A 17,264-nucleotide genomic window follows, 5' to 3' on the forward strand; every position below is an offset into this window, starting at 1 on the left:
CTCAGAGCTGTTCGGCGCGGCGCTCGGTCAGCTCGTGCTCCTCCGCGATCGCGTTCCACATCCCCGCCGCCTGCCGCTTCGCGTCGGTGGCGGCGGCGCTGGCCCGGTTCCCCTCCACCGCCCGGCGGGTGGTCCGGGCCCGGCCGTCCCGGCAGCCCCGCTCGCCCTGGACCTGCTCGGCCCAGGACGCGTAGTGGTCGTCCGCGGCGGCCGACGACTGCCACGCCCTGATCAGGGCGGCGCTCAGCTCACCGCCGCGCGGCAGCCGGTCGACACCGAGCGACTGGAGCCGGGCGACCAGAATCCGGCGCTGTTCGGCCGCGCCCCGCAGATCGGTGGCCGCCCGGCCCAGCTCCTGGCACTGCCGGATGTTGGCCACCGAACGCACCACGGCGTCCCGGCTGTTGTTGCTGTCGGCCAGCAGCCTGTCGAGCGCCTCCGCCTGGGTGCGGGCGGGGCCGTCGGGCCGGTCCTCCTCCTCGGAGGCGCTCGGGCTGGGCTTGGGCGGCGGGGGCGGGGGCGGGGCGGCCGACCTCGCGGGCGCGGAGGTGCCGGGGGTATTGGCGGCGGCGGAGGGCGGCGCGTCGTCCTTGCCCGTATCGTCCCCGCCGTAGATCGCGGCGCTCAGCCCGAGCCCCAGCACCGCACAGGCGACGACCACCGCCCCCATCACCGCGAGCTGCGAAGCCTTCTGCCGCTCCGCCTCGCGCTCCTCCCGGACGGCCCGGGCCCGGGGGCTCTCGGGGCGGTCGCCGTCCTGCCGGAAGAGGCTCTCGAACGCGTCTGCCTCCGGCGGGGGTACGGGTGGGAGGAGCCGGGTCTCGTCGTGACCGCGTTCCCGGGGTACGGGCGGGATGAACCGGGTCGCATCGTCCGCGCCCTCGGGCGGTACGGGCGGGATGAACCGGGTCGCGTCATCGGCACCGTCCGGCGGCACCGGCGCGAGGTTCATGGTGGCGTCTTCCTGCGGTACGGGCGCCGGGCCCCAGGGGTCGCCCCACGGCTGCCCGGGGGCGGGCGTGTCGGGTATCCAGGAATCACCGGGGCGGCCGCCCTGACCTTGCCCGTGCCCACGTCCGCTGTGCGTCACCGGAACCTCCATCCAAGGCGCGCCGCGCTCTCCAACCGCCCCAAACTACCGGGTCGCCTCCCCCTGGGGGCGGGGGGCGTGGGGAGCGCCGCTGGTGGCCGGGGATACGTGTCCGGCCGCGGGCCGTGGGTGGCTTGTCGCGCAGTTCCTCGCGCCCCTAAGCGCCTTCCTCTCCGCCCCTGCTAGGAATGACTCCACGCGGGTTGGAGCCCCCCCTCCCGTGACGCGCAACGACACCGAGGACCTTGGGCGACTGATCATGCGGGGATCACGTGGGAGGGGGGTGCAGGGTCGCCCCCGCAGTGGACCTGCGACAAGACCGGACGCGCTTCGGGGCAGTGCATCGCAGGCCGCGAGGAGGTGAGCCCGGAGGCCACCGACCCAGCCGAACCCGGCAAGGTCGGCGACCTACACCACGGAGCAACGGTCACCCATCTTTTAAGCCCCGCCGGCGCTTGAGGCGCAGGAGCAGCCCGCACCCGCGGGCAACGCCCACCCCGGGGGCCCGGGGCCCGACGCCGGAGGCGCCCCCGCGGGCAACCCCGCCCCGGGGCCCGAGGCCCAAGGCCCCTGAGAGGGAGGCGCCTACGCTGCCTGGAGTTCCAGCCGCGCCCCGAACTCCCTCACCGGCGCCTCGTCCGCGTACGGCTCCAGCCGCTGCTGGAGGTCGTCCAGATACTCCGCGCCCCGGCTGGACCGCAGCGTGCCGAGGAGTTCCAGCGCGCGGGTGCCGCTGTGGCAGGCCTGTTCGACCTCGCGCTGCTGGACCTGCGCGGTGGCGAGGAGGGCGTAGCCGATGGCGCGGCGCCGGGCCCGGGTCTCGGGATGCCCTTCGAGCGCGCCCGCCGCGTGGTGTGCGGCGGCTTCGGACTGGCCCAGGTCGCGGTAGCAGTGGGCGAGTTCGTCGGAGAGGTAGGCCTCGTCGAAGTGGCCGATCCACACGGGGTCGTCGCCGCATTCGGGTTCGGCGCGCTCCAGGGCGGCGATCGCCTTGCCCGCGACGGCCTGGCAGGTGCGGGCGTCGCCGAGGAGGGCGTGCCCGCGGGCTTCCGCGGCGTGGAACATGGCCTGGGCGCGGGGGGTGACCTGGCCGCGGGCGCCTTCCTGCGCGGCCCGGGCGAGTTGGGCGATCTCGCGGGGGTTGCCCAGCTGGGCGGCGAGGTGGCTCATGGAGGCGGCGAGGACGTATCCGCCGTAGCCCCGGTCGTCGGCGGCCTGGGCGAGGCGGAGGGCCTGGATGTAGTAGCGCTGGGCGAGTCCGGGCTGTCCGGTGTCGACCGCCATGTATCCGGCGAGTTCGGTGAGCCGGGCGACGGCGGCGAAGAGTTCGCGGCCGACGGATTCGCGGTAGGAGCCGGAGAGCAGTCCGGAGACGACGGAGTTCAGGTAGTGGACGACGACGGGCCGGATGTGCCCGCTGCCGAAGCGGTGGTCGAGGTCGGTGAGGGCGTGGGTCATGGCGCGTACGGCTTCGACGTCGGCGCTGCCGACCCGCGCGCCCGCGTTCCGGGCGACCTGTGCGTCGGCGCCGGTGATCAGCCAGTCTCGGCTGGGTTCGACGAGGGCGGACGCGGCGACGGAGGCGCCGGAGAGGAAGTCGCGGCGGCCGACGTCGCTGCGCCACAGTTCGCAGACCTGCTCGATGGCGCCGAGGACGGTCGGGGAGAACTGGAGTCCGACGCCGGAGGCGAGGTTCTTGCCGTTGGCCATGCCGATCTCGTCGATCGTGACCGTGCGGCCGAGTTTGCGGCCGAGTGCTTCGGCGATGATCCCGGGTGCCCGTCCGCGCGGCTGCTGGCCGCGCAGCCAGCGCGCCACGGACGTCTTGTCGTAGCGCAGGTCGAGCCCGCGTTCCGCGCCGACCATGTTGACGCGGCGCGCGAGCCCGGCGTTGGAGCACCCGGCTTCCTGAATCAGCGCCTGCAGCCGTTCGTTGGGCTGGCGGGCGACAAGTGGCCTGGCTGCCATTGGATGTAACCCCCTGAGGGCCGCGGGTGATCGAACGCGTTGACCCGGCACGCCTTGGTCGGGCAACGCCTTGATCACTGTCCGGCGGATATACGGAGAATGCAGACTTGGGAGTGCTTATGAGAGTTGGTCGAGTTGGTCGGGTTTCTCCAGATGCTGGAGGCATCCGGGGATCCGTACGTCCAGAATTCCGGAAGTCCCCCCGAAAGATGCCCCCGGTGGCACCGGACCAGACCGGACTGAAGCACTCCGATTTCGCGCGCCCCGGCACGGCCACCGGGCCTCCCTGCCCGGTGGGACGCGCTCTCCCGCACAGCCGTCCCCTTCCATGGTGATACCCGATTCCCTGACCGATGTGTGTACGCGCCCCCGCATGTGCATCCATGCGCCCCATATGCGGGATCATGATCCCGGGGGCGGCCCGTAGGGGGCCCGTAACCCCCGGTGACCACGGGAGTTGAGAGGGTCGTGGAAGAGACCATCGGAGTCGCAGAAACAGCGCAGATCCCCCAGCAGCGGGGGGAGCAGTTGGTGGACCACGCTGTGCGGTACGCGGAGGAACGGCACTGGGACGTGTTCCCCGGGACCTGGCTGGAGGCGGCCGACGGCAGGGAGTTCTGCTCGTGCGGCGACGCCGCCTGCGCCGCCCCGGGTGCCCATGCCGTACGCCCGGACTGGACGAATCAGGCCACGGGGAGCGCGGCGGGGGCCCGCCGGCTGTGGGGCAAGCATCCCAAGGCGTCCGTTCTGCTGCCCACGGGCCGGACGTTCGACGTCCTCGACGTCCACGAGTCGGCCGGGTTCCTCGCGCTGGCCAGGATGGAGCGGATGGAGCTGCCGCTGGGCCCGGTCGCTTCCACTCCCGACCGCCGGACGCTCTTCTTCGTCCTGCCGGGCGGTGCGGCCAAGGCGCCCGCGCTGATCCGCGATCTGGGCTGGGCGCCCAGCTCCCTGGACCTCGTCCCGCGCGGCCAGGGTCACTATGTGGCCGCCCCGCCGACGCGGATCGGCGGTATGGGCCCGGTGCAGTGGGTGCGGCGCCCCACCGCGGAGAACCGCTGGCTGCCCGATACGGAGGAGCTGATCAGCCCCCTCGCGTATGCCTGCGGACGCGAAGCCGCGGCCGCCCGGGCCCGCCGGTAGAGCCCTGTCCGCTCCGGAGGCCGTTAGTGCGGCCTCCCGCGACCGCCCAGCAGGAACCCGTCCCCCCGGTGCCCCACCGCCGGGGACCGGACCGGCACCCATACCCGGCCACACCTCGCCCCCTCCCCCGCTCCGAAACCCGGCCCCACCTGCGACGTTCCCCCCTCCCTCGTCGCCCTCTCCCCGCCCCTCCCCCCGAAGAATCGTTTCGCCTGCTGTTTAGGCTGGACCCGTACTGACGCGGCACCGCGGCCGTCCGGCGTTCCCGTCGCCCGGCCCCCGTACGCGTACGGCCCCGGGGACCCGAAGGAGCACGACCATGCCGGAGCAGCGGACCACGGCCACGGACCGGCCCGTGGCGGCGGACGAGGGAGCACCGCCCGCCGTGCGGGTGGAAGGACTGTGGAAACGGTTCGGCGAGCAGATCGCCGTCTCCGGTGTCGATCTCGTCCTGCCCGCCGGGCGGTTCATCGGACTGGTCGGCCCCAACGGCGCGGGGAAGACCACGACGCTGTCGATGATGACCGGACTGCTCCGCCCCGACCAGGGCCGGATCGACATCGCGGGCCATGACGTCTGGGCCGATCCGGTCGCCGTCAAATCGCGGATCGGTGTGCTGCCCGAGGGGCTGCGGATGTTCGAGCGGCTGTCGGGGCGCGAACTGCTCGCCTACAGCGGCCGGCTCCGCGGGCTCCCCGGCGACCAGGTCGACAAGCGCGCCACCCAGCTGCTCGACGTCCTGGGCCTGGCGGGCTCCCAGCACAAGCTGGTCGTCGACTACTCGACCGGTATGCGGAAGAAGATCGGTCTGGCCTCCGCGCTGCTGCACAACCCCGAGGTCCTCTTCCTCGACGAGCCCTTCGAGGGCGTCGACCCGGTCTCCGCGCAGACCATCCGGGGCGTGCTGGAGCGCTACACCGCGTCCGGCGCCACCGTCGTCTTCTCCAGCCATGTGATGGAGCTGGTGGAGTCGCTGTGCGATTGGGTCGCGGTGATGGCGCAGGGCCGGATCCGGGCCCAGGGCCCCCTGGCGGAGGTCCGCGGCGACGCGCCGAGCCTGCAGAGCGCCTTCCTGGAACTGGTCGGCGCGCAGGGCGCGGACGCGGGCGAGTCCCTGGACTGGCTGGGCGGCGGAAACGGGGCCGCCCGATGACCGCGACGGACGCCGCGGCCGGTGCCGCGGCGGTCACCGGCCCGGCGGGCGGAGCCGTACCGCGCGAACTGTCCACGGGCGCGCTGGCCGCCGTCTTCGTACGGCTGAAGCTGTCGCTGCTCCGCAACGGGCTGCGCCAGTCGACCGCGCGCAAGACGGTCTTCGTGATCTCGCTGGTGCTGGCGGTGCTGTTCGCCGTACTCCAGCTGCTCGGCTTCGTCGCGATGCGCGGCTCCGAGAACGTGATGATCGCCGGGGTGCTGTACGCGGGCGTGCTGGCACTGGGCTGGGCGGTGATGCCGCTCTTCTTCCCCAGCGGTGACGAGACCCTGGACCCGACCCGGCTGGTGATGCTGCCGCTGCGGCCCGGTCCGCTGGTGACGGCGCTGACGGCCGCGTCCCTGGTGGGCACCGGGCCGCTGTTCACCTTCTGTGTGCTGCTGGGCGCCGGGATCGCGGTCGCCCACAGCTGGGCGGCGGCCGCGGTGGCCGTCGTCGCCGTACCGCTGGCGCTGCTGGGCTGTATCGCCCTGGCCCGGTCGGTCGCCGCGGCCAATATCCGGCTGCTGACCTCCCGCAAGGGCCGTGATCTGGCCCTGCTCAGCGGGCTGGTGATCGCGGTCGGCCTCCAGGCGGTCAATCTGGGCTTCCAGGAGCTGGGCCGCTCCGAGGAGGGGCTGGGCGCGCTGGCGCCCGCGGCCGACGTCGTCCGCTGGGTGCCGATCGCGTCCGCGATCGCCTCGGTCGACGCCACGAGCGACGGCGCGTACGGCACGGCCGCCGCGCAGCTCGCGCTCTCCGCCGCCGCCCTCGGCGGGCTGCTGTGGTGGTGGCGCCGGATCCTCACGGGGCTGATGACCGCCCCCGACGGCTCCACGATCGCGGCGGCCTCCGAACGCGAAGTGGGCCGCGGGGGCCGCGGGCTGAACCGTTTCCTCCCCGAGGGGCGTACGGGTGCCGTGATGCAGCGCGCCCTGCGCTATCTGTGGCGCGATCCGAAGACCAAGGCCGGTCTGGTGTCGGCGCTGGCGATCGGTGCGCTCATCCCGCTGGTCAATGTGGTCCAGGGCACCGGCTCGGTGTACTTCGCGGCCTTCGCGACCAGCATGCTCGGCATGCAGATGTACAACCAGTTCGGGCAGGACACCTCGGCGTTCTGGATGGTTCTCCAGACGATGTCCACGACCCGGGACGCGTACGAGGAGCTGCGGGCCCGCGCCGTGGCGCTGCTGCTGATCGCCCTGCCGTACACGGTGCTGGTCACGGTGGGGATCGCGTTCGCGGTCGGCGACCTGGACGGGCTGGTGCCCGCGCTGGGTCTCTCGCTGGCGGTGCTCGGCGCGATGCTGGGCACCGGCGCCTACGGCTCGGCCCGCTATCCGTACTCGATTCCGCAGGACAGCGCGTACAAGAACGTCGGGGCGGGGCAGGCGTCGCTGGCGTGGATATCACTCGGGGGCGGTGCGATCGTCTCGGCGCTGCTGTGCTCGCCGCTGATCGTCGCGGTCGTGATGATGAAGGACTCGGACGCGCGGGGCGATATGTGGCTGCTGCTGCCCGCGGGGGCGCTGTACGGGGCGCTGCTGGCCTGGGCGGGTCTGAAGCTGGCCGCGCCGCTGACGGCCCGGCGGGGGCCGGAGATCCTGGCGGCGGTCAGCAAGGGCTGACCCCGTCTCCGTACCGCCGCGGGACACCGTGTCACCGCATCCGCCCGGACTCCGGCGGCCCGAACCGGCCGCGGGGCTCCGGGCGGAGCCGTACCCGGAGCCGTCCCGGGCCCGTACGCGGGCCTGCGCCTGGTCCGTGCGGGGCCCGCACCCGCGCCGACCTGCGATGACAGACATACGGGGCGGGGCCGTCGGTGGTGTGCCGTAAGTTGCTGGGTATGTCGACGCCGCCGCCACCGCATCCCCAGTCCCCGCAGCACGACCCCCAAGGGGGGTACGGGCAGACCGGTCCGGGACCGTACGGGGATCCGTACGCCCAGCAGCCCGCGCAGCCTCCGTACCACGACCCGTACGGCGGGCAGCAGTATCCGCCGCAGGGACAGCCGGGGTACGGGGCTCCACCGCCGCCCGCCTACGGGGCGCCCGATCCCCAGCAGCCTCCGCCCGGTTACGGTGCCGGGCAGCCCTACGGCTATCCACAGCAGGGACAGCCCGGCGCCGGGCCGGACCAGACCGGTCCCATACCCCCGGCCCCGGCCTTCGGCGGGCCGCCGCCGGGCCCCCAGGGGCCCCATGTTCAGGGGACTTGGGGCGCTCCGCAGCCGCCGGCGCCGAAGCAGCGGCGGCCGGGCCGGACGATCCTGGTGGTCACCGGGGTCGTCACCGGTCTGCTGGTGCTGTCCTGGCTGGGGAACACCGTCTTCAGCGGCGACGGCGACGGCGACAACAAGGCCGACAAGGGCTCGGAATCCGCGTCGAGTACGGGCGGTTCCGGTACGGACCCCGGCGCCGGTACGGACCCGGGCACCGACTCGGACGGTTTCCCCGAGGCCCGGTACAAGCTGGTGCTGCCGCCCACCCTGGTCGCCCAGAAGTACAAGTTCACCGACGATATGTCCGAGCTGGGCGAGAAGGCCGTGCAGGCCCGCGACCCGCTGGTGAAGAACCCCAAGGCGATCGTCGGCCAGTACACCTCGGCGGGCGGCCCGCAGAACGGCGGACTCGTCGTCTCCGGGATGTACGCGCAGATCAAGCAGCCGGACATTTCCCGCAAGGCGATGCTGCGGGGCAGCGCGTCGGAGCAGAACTCCCGGCTCGCCGTCCCGCCCAAGGACTTCAAGCCGGCCGGATCCGACACCACGATCAGCTGCCAGGTCATCGTGGCCACCAGCGCGGGCACCAAGGTGACGATGCCGGTCTGCGCCTGGGTGGACGGCAATACGGGTGCGACGGTCGGGCTGATCGACGGCAAGTCGACCAGCATCAGGCCCGAGGCGGTCGATCTGGCGCAGGCCGCCGAGACGACGGCGAAGGTCCGTACGGAGATGCGCCAGCCGATCGGCTAGCCACCCCGCCTCCGGGCTCGGACCGTTCGAACGAGGGCCCGCGGGGGCCGCGCGGCGGCGGTTTCCCGTCGAAGCGGGTTGGCTGAAGGAACGTACCGCCTGAGCATCCACGCAGCTCAGGCGGTTCTTTCCGTTGGGACCGGCAGAGATCGTCCGGATGGTGGAACGTGTCCGCTCGGCGGCCGCACCCCGCGCGAGCTGCCCGAACGACCATTCGGTCACCCCTTTCGGGGGACGCCCGACCGGAAACCGGCGCCGGACATGCGCTCACCCTGCGCTTACGCAAGACTCCCGTCCGCAGTCGCACCACCCTCAATGCGACCTCGAAGCGAAGGAGTTCTCTCCATGCGTCCTCTGTCTCCGCGGAGCCTGTTCGTCTCGGCCGCCGCGCTCATGCTGGGCGTCGCCGGGACCGCCATGAGCACGGCGGCCGCCCAGCCGACGGCCGGGGCGCCCGCCCTGTACGCGCCGTCCGCCCTCGTCCTGACCGTGGGGCAGGGCGAGACCCGGACCAAAACCACGGCCGAGCGCGCGGTGACCCTGTCCTGCGCCCCGCGCGCGACCGGAACCCACCCGGCGGCGGCCGACGCCTGCCGTGAACTGCGCGCCGTGGGCGGCGACTTCCGCGCCCTGCCGTCGGAGCTGCCGCAGACCCTGTGCACCCGGGAGTGGGCGCCGGTGACGGTCACGGCCGACGGGGTCTGGGAGGGCCGCCGGGTCGCCTGGTCCGGCACGTACAACAACTCCTGCGAGATGGCGGCGACGCTCGGGATCGTCTTCGAGTTCTGATCCCGCGCGCACGCGGGCGTACCGACCACCGCTCTCCTCAAGCGGGTGTCGCAGGTCCGAGCCCGCGCGCACGCGAGGCGTACGGCGTACGAGGAGGGGCGGCCCGGTCGGTGTCGGTCATCGGCTGCCCCTTCCCGTGCCGTCACACCTCCGGCGCGGGGGCGGTCTCCGTCACCTCGGCGAGGAAGGGCGCGATCGCGGCGTACCAGGCGTCGGGGCGGTCGTAGTGGAGGAGGTGGCCCGCGTCGGGCACCTCGGCGTAGCGGCCGCGGGGCAGGACGCGGACCATCTCCTGGGCCTCGGCACGGCCCAGATCCCCGTCGGGGCCGCGGACGACGAGCGCCGGGCAGCGGACCCGGGCCAGTTCGTCCCAGTGGGCCTCGTGGACGATGGACTCGCGGAGCTTCAGCATCTGCCGCCGGGAGAACACCGGCCGCCAGCCGTCCGCGCGCTCGGCCATCACCTCGGCGTAGAAGTCGCCGCGCGCCGGATGCGGGCGCTCCGCCCACGGATCGTCCTCGCCGAACCACTTCCGTACGTCCGCGAGGGTGGCGAACGGCACCGGCCAGGCCCGGAGCCAGGCCTCCCACACCCGCTGGGACGCGGCGCCGGGCGGGGCGGCCCGCATATCGCAGACGATCAGCGCCCGCACCAGATCGGGCCGTTCGGCGGCGAGCTGCCAGGCGGTGAGGGCGCCCGTGGAGTGACCGATCAGGACCGCGGGGCCCAGGTCCAGCTGTTCGACGGCGGCCGCAGCGTCGGCGACGAAGGACTCCGGGGTGAAGGGACCGGCGGCGGGTTTGTCGCTGCGGCCGTGGCCGCGCTGGTCGAGGGCGACCGCCCGGTGCCGGCCGGAGAGCCGGCGCGCGGCGGCCGCCCAGTGGGAGGCGCGGCCCGTCAGACCGTGGAGCAGCAGCACTCCGGGGGCGCGGGCGTCGCCGCGGGGCTTGGGCGGGTCCGCGTACTCCCAGGCGGCCAGACGGGCGCCCGCAGTTCCGGTCACGTCGATGCGCCGCACCATGTGCCCGGCACCCCCTTCTGTCACCCGTTCGCCGATATGCTCAGCCTATCGAAGGTTTCGAACCTACGTTCGAATGGTGGGCCCTGCCCAGCAGACGGCGGGCAACACCCCACCTTCGAGTGACCGAAGGCCAGGATTGGCCGCGTCCGGCCCGGGGAGATCTTTTGCGGGAGGCGGGCCGCTCGGGGAAGACGGTCCGACGGGAATGACCCTGAGAGCTCGGGGCTCCGGGTCATGACAGGGGAGGAAGGGCCCCGGCATCCGAGGATGCCGGGGCCCGCCCCTTGAACAGCGCGGGCCCCACAGACTGCGCAGACTGCGCAGACTGCGCAGACGGTGCGGGCGGCGCGGGCTGCATGCGCTGCGGCGCGGACCGTCCGGGGCTCCGCGGGAGCGGCCAGGGAGCGCGGACGGGAGGTGCGGGACGTGCGAGGGGCGCATCGGCCTGGTCCCTCCACGGCGACGGGCACGGCGGCGAGTCAGCGGTGGACCACCGCACAGGAACCACCCGAAGGGCGGCCACCGGACGGTGAGTCATATGCCTCATGCACAGCGTGACATGCGATCCGCCCGGCCGTCGCCGTTCCGGACGAAATCCTCCCCGTCGCGGGGAGGGAGGAGGGGGCGGATCCGGCTGCCCCGCTGCACCGCGGAGGCGGACCGGCCCCGGGAAACGGGCACGCGGAGCACGGGCCGGGCTCCGGAAAATCGGAGCGCGAGCCGACCCCCGGGAAATCGGAGCACGGACCGGGCGCCGGGAAGGCCGGGCTCGGACCGGGCTCCGGAGAAACGGAGCGCGGGCCGGGCCCCAGGAGGTCAGCGCTTGGCGACGAAGACGTGGGAGGCGACATCGGAGTCCAGCTCCGCCGCCTCGCCACCGCTGCCGACCAGGACGCCGCCTGCGGATTCGGTGACGCTCACCACCGAGCCGGGCTGGACGCCCGCGCGGCGCAGCGTGTACATCAGCTGGGCGTCGGTCTGGATGGGCTCGCCGATCCGGCGGACGACGACGGTCTTGCCGTCCGAGCCCGGGTCCAGCTCGGCGAGGGAGACCATCCCGGCGTCCAGGAACGGGTCGGCCTCGGCCTTCTCGCCCAGCTCCTCCAGGCCCGGGATGGGGTTTCCGTACGGCGACTCCGTCGGGTGGCGCAGCAGCTCCAGCACGCGCCGCTCCACGGCTTCGCTCATCACGTGCTCCCAGCGGCAGGCCTCGGCGTGGACCTGCTCCCATTCGAGGCCGATCACATCGACGAGCAGACATTCCGCGAGGCGGTGCTTCCGCATCACGCGGGTCGCCAGCCGACGGCCCTCCTCGGTCAGCTCCAGATGGCGGTCCCCGGCGACCGTCACCAGCCCGTCCCGCTCCATCCGGGCCACGGTCTGGCTGACCGTCGGCCCGCTCTGGTCGAGCCGCTCGGCAATGCGGGCGCGCATAGGAACCACACCTTCCTCTTCGAGCTCCAGGATGGTGCGGAGGTACATCTCCGTGGTGTCGATCAAACCGGACATACGTGCCCCTCGAAGAATCGTGCGGTGCGGCCCCGGACTCAATTCTTACGCATCCCGCTGACAACCGTGCCGCGCCGGGGAAAGCCGGTGCCGGAACGGGCTCCCGGAGCATCTCCGCGAGCGCCTCGGAAGGTGCCCGGGATCCGTCTCGGGCGACCTGCGCCACGCAAACCCGGGCGAACCCGAAAGCGTGCCCGGAGCACCGACACGAAACCCTCGCGAAAACCGCACACGACCGCCGGACGAGTGTCGGGTGACCGTATTGACACGGGAATGGTCCAGACCGCACCGTGATCCGCGGCCCGGGCATTCCCCGGTGCTTTCCCCGGTGCCGGGACACCCGGACGCGCGGCTGCCGCGCTCCGCCCCCGCCACCGAATTTCCCGGACTTTCTCCCGAAAGGGCTCGGCGATGAGCGAGAGCAAGCTGGCCGGTCGATTTTTCGACGCGGCGATCGAACTGCTGGCACGCGTGCGGAACGAGGAGTCGGAGAGCATCGCCGCGGCCGGTGCGGCGATCGCCGACACCGTTGCCGACGGCGGCCGGCTCTTCGCCTTCGGTGCCGGGCATTCCTCCCTCGCCGCCCAGGACGTGGTGTACCGGGCGGGCGGCTTCGCCGTGATGAACCTGCTCGCCGTGCCGGGCGTCGTCGGCGTGGACGTGATCCCCGCGACCCTCGGCTCCGCGCTGGAGCGGGTCGAAGGCCTGGCCGGGGCGGTGCTGGACACCAGCCCGGCCCGGTCCGGCGACGTACTGGTGATCATCTCCCTCTCCGGGCGGAACGCCCTGCCGGTGGAGATGGCGATGAACGCCCGCGCGCTGGGGCTGAAGGTCATCGGGGTCACCTCCGTCGCGTACGCGGAGGAGACCAGGTCCCGGCATGTGTCGGGCACGTTCCTCAAGGACCACTGCGACGTCGTCCTGGACTCGAAGATCGCGATCGGGGACACGGTCCTCACGCACGAGGGCGTGGAGGCCCCGTTCGCCCCCGCGTCCACGGTGGTCACCAGCGCCCTGATGCAGGCGATGATGGCCGCGGCGGCGGAGAACCTGGCCGACCGGGGGGTGGAGCCGCCGCTGCTGCGGTCGGGGAACGTGGACGGCGGCCACGAGTGGAACGGCCGGGTGATGACGGACAACCGGGACCGGATCTTCTACCGCCACGGCTGAGCCGGGCGGCGGCCCCGGGGGACCGGCTCTCCGGGGCGGTGCCGGGGTCCGCACCGAAGGCCGAATCCGCTCCCGGGGCCGGAAATTAATTCGCTGGACCCGGTCGCGGGGGCTTTCTAGTGTGTGGTTCACACGAGAGAGGAGGTGGTTCGGCGAATGTATGCATACCGGACGCGTGAGGTGACTGCGGGCTGACGCCTGCCAGTCGCACTCTGTGCCACTCGGCAGGCCACCTGCCGTAATTCAAAGCAGTCACCGACCCGCGGGCTCGCCGGTACGTCCGGCCGGCCCCTCCGCAAGGAGGGACCCGAGCCCGCGGGTTTCTGCGTTCTTCTGGGACCTGCTGCGTCGGCCCCGCGGGGCCGCCCGGCCGGTCAGGGGGCGAGGCGTTCGACGCGCCAGTGGACCTCGGCGGCGCCGCCCTCCGCATCCGCGGCGCGCTCCTTCTCGTAGACGTACCGCAGCCGGTCGTGGAGCCGGTTCTCGTGGCCCTGCCAGAATTCGACCGTGTCCGGGACGACCCTGATCCCGCCCCACTCCGGCGGCACGGGCACCTGCTCGCCCTCGGGGTAGCGGGCGGACAGTTCGGCGTAGACGCTGAGCAGTTCCTCCCGTGAGCCGATCACCGACGACTGGGCGCTCGCCCAGGCGCCGAGCTGTGAACCGTGCGGGCGGCTGCGGAAGTAGACGGCCGTCTCGTCGCGGCCGATGCGGGCCGCGGTGCCGGTGACGACGATCTGGCGGGCGATGGGATGCCAGGGGAAGAGCAGCGACACCGAGGGGTTGGCGGCGATCTCACGGCCCTTGCGGGAGCCGTAGTTGGTGAAGAAGACGAAGCCCCGGGCGTCGTACTCCTTCAGCAGCACGGTCCGGGACGACGGCCGGCCGAACGTACTGGCCGTGCCGACGACCATCGCGTTCGGCTCCTGGAGCCCGGCGACGGCGGCGTCGTGGAACCAGGTGGCGAACTGCTCCATGGGTGTCGGGGCGAGCTCGGACTCCCGCAGCGGCGTCGAGCGGTACTGCTCGCGCATCACGGCGGGGTCGGGGGCGGCGGGGTCGCGATCGGTCACATGTCCATCCTGCCGCAGCGGACCGGTCGGGCGACGGGCGGCCGCCACCGCAAAAACTCCCGTGTACGACCCACACATACGGGGTGGAGTCTGCCCGGCACGCAGTGCCGCCAACCCTGTTCGCCGGACCGGCGGACTGTGCGAGTCATCACGCTGACCCCGGCCCCGACCTGCGGATATCGTGTCGCCTCCCATCGAACGGGCACCGCGAGGATGGCGACCCGCCGTACGGGGCATTACCGGAATGAACGACTGATCCCGTCGTACGCGCCGCCTCCGCCATCGGCGCGTCCTGTACGTGAGGAGCCGCCCGATGTCCGACTTCGTACCCGGTCTCGAAGGAGTCGTCGCGTTCGAGACGGAGATCGCCGAACCCGACAAGGAAGGCGGGGCACTGCGCTACCGCGGTGTCGACATCGAGGACCTCGTCGGACACGTCTCCTTCGGCAATGTGTGGGGACTGCTGGTCGACGGGGCGTTCGAGCCGGGGCTGCCGGCCGCCGAGCCGTTCCCGATCCCGGTGCACTCCGGGGACATCCGGGTCGACGTCCAGTCCGCGCTGGCGATGCTGGCGCCCGTCTGGGGCCTGCGCCCGCTGCTGGACATCGACGAGCGGCAGGCCCGCGACGATCTGGCGCGAGCGGCCGTGATGGCCCTGTCGTACGTGGCGCAGAGCGCCCGCGGCCAGGGGCTGCCGATGGTGCCGCAGCGCGAGATCGACAAGGCGCGGTCCGTGGTCGAGCGGTTCATGGTCCGCTGGCGGGGTGAGCCGGACCCGCGGCATGTGAAGGCGGTCGACGCGTACTGGACCTCGGCGGCCGAGCACGGCATGAACGCGTCCACGTTCACCGCCCGGGTCATCGCGTCCACCGGCGCGGACGTGGCGGCCGCGCTCTCCGGCGCGGTCGGGGCGATGTCCGGCCCGCTGCACGGCGGAGCGCCCTCCCGGGTCCTCGGCATGATCGAAGAGATCGAACGGACCGGCGACGCGACGGCCTATGTGAAGCAGGCGCTCGACAAGGGCGAACGGCTGATGGGCTTCGGCCACCGGGTGTACCGCGCGGAGGACCCGCGCGCGAGGGTCCTGCGCCGTACCGCCAAAGAGCTGGCCGCACCCCGCTTCGAGGTGGCGGAGGCCCTGGAGCGGGCGGCCCTGGAGGAGCTGCACAACCGCCGCCCGGACCGGGTGCTGGCGACGAACGTGGAGTTCTGGGCGGCGATCGTCCTGGACTTCGCGGAGGTCCCGGCGCACATGTTCACGTCCATGTTCACCTGCGCCCGTACGGCGGGCTGGTCGGCCCACATCCTGGAACAGAAGCGCACGGGCCGCCTGGTCCGCCCCTCCGCCCGCTACACGGGCCCCGCGGCCCGCGACCCGCGGGCGGTGACGGGGTACGGGGACCTGGCGCCCTCGCGGTAGGCGCCGGGCCCGCCCATCGTGGGACCACAATGCCAGCATTGGGACTACAATGATGGCATGGCTACGGTTCACATTCGCGATGTACCGGAAGACACGCTCACCACGCTGAAGGTCCGTGCGGCCCGGCGGGGTCAGTCGCTCCAGGCCTATCTGCTCGGGCTGATCAGAGATGAGGCCGATCTGCTGACTCCCGCCGAGGCCGCGGAAGAGGCTCGTGCGATCGCCGCGGGTGGCCGTGTCACGATCGACGACATCGCCGAGGTCATGGCCGAGGTGCGCGAGGCCCGCGCGTGAGCCTGCTGGTCCTCGACACGTCTGCCCTCGTCTCGTTCCTGGTCGGTCAGGACGATCTGGCCGACCGGGTCCGGCATACCACCGCGGGCCACAGACTCGCCGCTCCGCACGCCGTGGATCTTGAGTGCGCATCCGTCCTCCGCGGGCTGACCCGCGGAAAGAAGCTCTCCGACGCACAGGCCGAGCAGGCCCTGGAGGTACTGGGACGGATGGCCCTGCGGCGGTACGACCACACACCGCTGCTTCCTCGCATCTGGCAACTGCGCCACAACATGTGGCCGTACGACGCGTCCTTCATCGCCTTGGCCGAGCAGATCGGTGCCGACCTCGTCACGGCCGACGCCAAGCTGACGGGTGCTCCCGGCCTCAAATGCACCATCAGGAATCTCCGCGCCTGAGGGGCCTCGCTGCGGTGCGGCGTCATGGAGCCGAGGGCTCCGCTCCGGCAGCGCCCTCCTTCTCCGTATTCCGCCCGGCACGCTTCGTCCGCTTCGGTCGTTCCGCCCTGCCCGCCTGGGTCCGGACCGCTCCGACGCTGGCGGCGATCACCAGGGCGATGGCGAGGGCGTCGGTCACCGAGAGGGCCTGGCGCAGGACGAGGAACCCGGCCAGACAGGCCACGGCCGGCTCCAGGCTCATCATCACCGCGAAGGTGGAGGCCGGAAGGCGGCGCAGGGCGAGGAGTTCGAGGGTGTACGGGAGGACCGACGACATCAGCGCGACGGCCAGCCCCAGCCCGATGACGACCGGGTCGGCGAGCAGGGTGCCCGCGCCCGCGATCCCGAACGGCAGGCTGAGCACCGCCGCGACACCGAAGGCCAGCGCCAGCCCGTCGGCCTGCGGGAAGCGGCGGCCGGTGCGGGCGCTGAAGACGATGTACGCGGCCCACATCGCTCCGGCGCCGAGCGCATACGCCGCGCCGACCGGGTCGAGCCCGTCGACTCCGCCGCCGCCCAGACCCGGGAACATCCCGCTGAGCAGGAACACCCCGGCGAGCGCGAGCGCGGCCCAGACCAGGTTCACCAGCCGGCGGGAGACGATCACGGAGAGGGCGAGCGGTCCGAGGACCTCCAGGGTGACGGCCGGACCCAGCGGGATCCGGTCGACGGCCTGGTAGAAGAGGATGTTCATCCCGCCCATGGCGAGGCCGAAGGCGATGACGGTGCCCCAGTCCGCGCGGGAGTGGCCGCGCAGCCTCGGACGGCAGACGGCGAACATCACCAGCGCCGCGAGGACCAGCCGGAGGGTCACCACACCCGTCGGCCCCACCTCGTCCATCAGCAGTACGGCGACGGCCGCCCCGAACTGCACGGACAGCGCGCCCGCGACGACGAGCCCCACGGGCCCGAGCTGCCTCCGGGTGCCCCGCCCCGACCGGCCCGCAGCGGCCGGATCCGTACCGGAACCGGGACTCGATGCCGGACCGGGGCCCGTACCGGAACCGGGACCCGGCGCAGGGCCGGCACCCGGACCCGTACCGATGCCGGAACCCGTTCCCGTACCGGAATGCGGACCGGCGGTGGATATCCCCACCCCGGCCTCGGCCCCGGCCCCGCTCCCGCTTCCGCTCTCCGCAGCTCTGTCCACGGATCCACGCTAATGGCCGACACGCATCCCGTGA

The 17,264-nt window shown here is 72.8% G+C and carries 15 protein-coding genes; 9 read left to right on the top strand and 6 right to left on the bottom strand.

What is annotated here, in order from left to right; genetic code table 11:
• Position 1: 1 nt before the first annotated feature.
• Both B7R87_RS13115 and B7R87_RS13120 read right to left on the bottom strand, forming a co-directional pair.
• Positions 2 to 952 carry a hypothetical protein gene (locus tag B7R87_RS13115; RefSeq protein WP_006348605.1) on the bottom strand — a complete coding sequence of 317 codons (951 nt, stop codon included), beginning with the start codon at positions 950 to 952 and terminating at the stop codon, positions 2 to 4.
• Positions 953 to 1,675: 723 nt separating this feature from the next.
• Positions 1,676 to 3,058, bottom strand: a complete 1,383-nt coding sequence (locus B7R87_RS13120; RefSeq protein WP_006348604.1) for a hypothetical protein — start codon at positions 3,056 to 3,058, stop codon at positions 1,676 to 1,678.
• A gap of 468 nt (positions 3,059 to 3,526) precedes the next feature.
• On the opposite strand from B7R87_RS13120, the gene B7R87_RS13125 reads away from it, so the two are divergent.
• The 5 genes from B7R87_RS13125 to B7R87_RS13145 all read left to right on the top strand — a co-directional run bounded on the left by B7R87_RS13125 (position 3,527) and on the right by B7R87_RS13145 (position 9,156).
• On the top strand, positions 3,527 to 4,201 hold the full coding sequence (locus B7R87_RS13125; protein WP_040915882.1) for a bifunctional DNA primase/polymerase: 675 nt from the start codon (positions 3,527 to 3,529) through the stop codon (positions 4,199 to 4,201).
• Between the two features lie 319 nt (positions 4,202 to 4,520).
• The gene (locus B7R87_RS13130) at positions 4,521 to 5,354 is read left to right on the top strand and encodes an ABC transporter ATP-binding protein (protein ID WP_006348602.1); all 834 of its coding nucleotides are present in this window, start codon (positions 4,521 to 4,523) and stop codon (positions 5,352 to 5,354) included.
• Positions 5,351 to 7,021 (top strand): hypothetical protein, encoded by a 1,671-nt coding sequence (locus B7R87_RS13135; protein ID WP_006348601.1) that lies wholly within the window; start codon positions 5,351 to 5,353, stop codon positions 7,019 to 7,021. The genes B7R87_RS13130 and B7R87_RS13135 overlap by 4 nt, the downstream gene beginning before the upstream one ends.
• A 218-nt stretch (positions 7,022 to 7,239) precedes the next feature.
• Positions 7,240 to 8,367 (top strand): hypothetical protein, encoded by a 1,128-nt coding sequence (locus B7R87_RS13140; protein WP_130585087.1) that lies wholly within the window; start codon positions 7,240 to 7,242, stop codon positions 8,365 to 8,367.
• 345 nt (positions 8,368 to 8,712) lie between these two features.
• Complete coding sequence (locus tag B7R87_RS13145; RefSeq protein ID WP_006348599.1) at positions 8,713 to 9,156, top strand: subtilase-type protease inhibitor; 444 nt, start codon at positions 8,713 to 8,715, stop codon at positions 9,154 to 9,156.
• Positions 9,157 to 9,298: 142 nt separating this feature from the next.
• On the opposite strand, the gene B7R87_RS13150 is transcribed toward B7R87_RS13145, so the two are convergent.
• Positions 9,299 to 10,177 carry an alpha/beta fold hydrolase gene (locus B7R87_RS13150; RefSeq protein WP_006348598.1) on the bottom strand — a complete coding sequence of 293 codons (879 nt, stop codon included), beginning with the start codon at positions 10,175 to 10,177 and terminating at the stop codon, positions 9,299 to 9,301.
• An 816-nt stretch (positions 10,178 to 10,993) separates the two neighbouring features.
• Complete coding sequence (locus tag B7R87_RS13155) at positions 10,994 to 11,686, bottom strand: metal-dependent transcriptional regulator (protein ID WP_006348597.1); 693 nt, start codon at positions 11,684 to 11,686, stop codon at positions 10,994 to 10,996.
• A gap of 411 nt (positions 11,687 to 12,097) precedes the next feature.
• Between B7R87_RS13155 and B7R87_RS13160 the strand changes: the two genes are divergently transcribed.
• Entirely contained in the window at positions 12,098 to 12,856 is a 759-nt protein-coding gene (locus B7R87_RS13160; RefSeq protein ID WP_006348596.1) for an SIS domain-containing protein, read from the top strand.
• A 374-nt stretch (positions 12,857 to 13,230) separates the two neighbouring features.
• Here B7R87_RS13160 and pdxH read toward each other — a convergent pair whose 3' ends face one another.
• Positions 13,231 to 13,890, bottom strand: a complete 660-nt coding sequence (gene pdxH, locus B7R87_RS13165) for a pyridoxamine 5'-phosphate oxidase (protein ID WP_202488606.1) — start codon at positions 13,888 to 13,890, stop codon at positions 13,231 to 13,233.
• Between the two features lie 352 nt (positions 13,891 to 14,242).
• Between pdxH and B7R87_RS13170 the strand changes: the two genes are divergently transcribed.
• The 3 genes from B7R87_RS13170 to B7R87_RS13180 are packed head-to-tail and all read left to right on the top strand — an operon-like array spanning position 14,243 to position 16,041.
• Entirely contained in the window at positions 14,243 to 15,349 is a 1,107-nt protein-coding gene (locus B7R87_RS13170) for a citrate synthase 2 (protein WP_006348594.1), read from the top strand.
• A 57-nt stretch (positions 15,350 to 15,406) separates the two neighbouring features.
• A complete protein-coding gene (locus B7R87_RS13175) occupies positions 15,407 to 15,643 on the top strand; it encodes a FitA-like ribbon-helix-helix domain-containing protein (protein WP_006348593.1) in 237 nt (78 codons plus the stop codon).
• The gene (locus tag B7R87_RS13180; RefSeq protein WP_006348592.1) at positions 15,640 to 16,041 is read left to right on the top strand and encodes a type II toxin-antitoxin system VapC family toxin; all 402 of its coding nucleotides are present in this window, start codon (positions 15,640 to 15,642) and stop codon (positions 16,039 to 16,041) included. Before B7R87_RS13175 ends, B7R87_RS13180 begins: the two co-directional genes overlap by 4 nt.
• Positions 16,042 to 16,063: 22 nt before the next feature.
• Here the strand turns inward: B7R87_RS13180 and B7R87_RS13185 are convergent, their stop codons facing one another.
• Complete coding sequence (locus tag B7R87_RS13185; protein ID WP_045853016.1) at positions 16,064 to 17,125, bottom strand: EamA family transporter; 1,062 nt, start codon at positions 17,123 to 17,125, stop codon at positions 16,064 to 16,066.
• Positions 17,126 to 17,264 lie beyond the last annotated feature (139 nt).

It is taken from the genome of Streptomyces tsukubensis (assembly GCF_003932715.1).
Classification (GTDB): Bacteria; Actinomycetota; Actinomycetes; order Streptomycetales; family Streptomycetaceae; genus Streptomyces; species Streptomyces tsukubensis.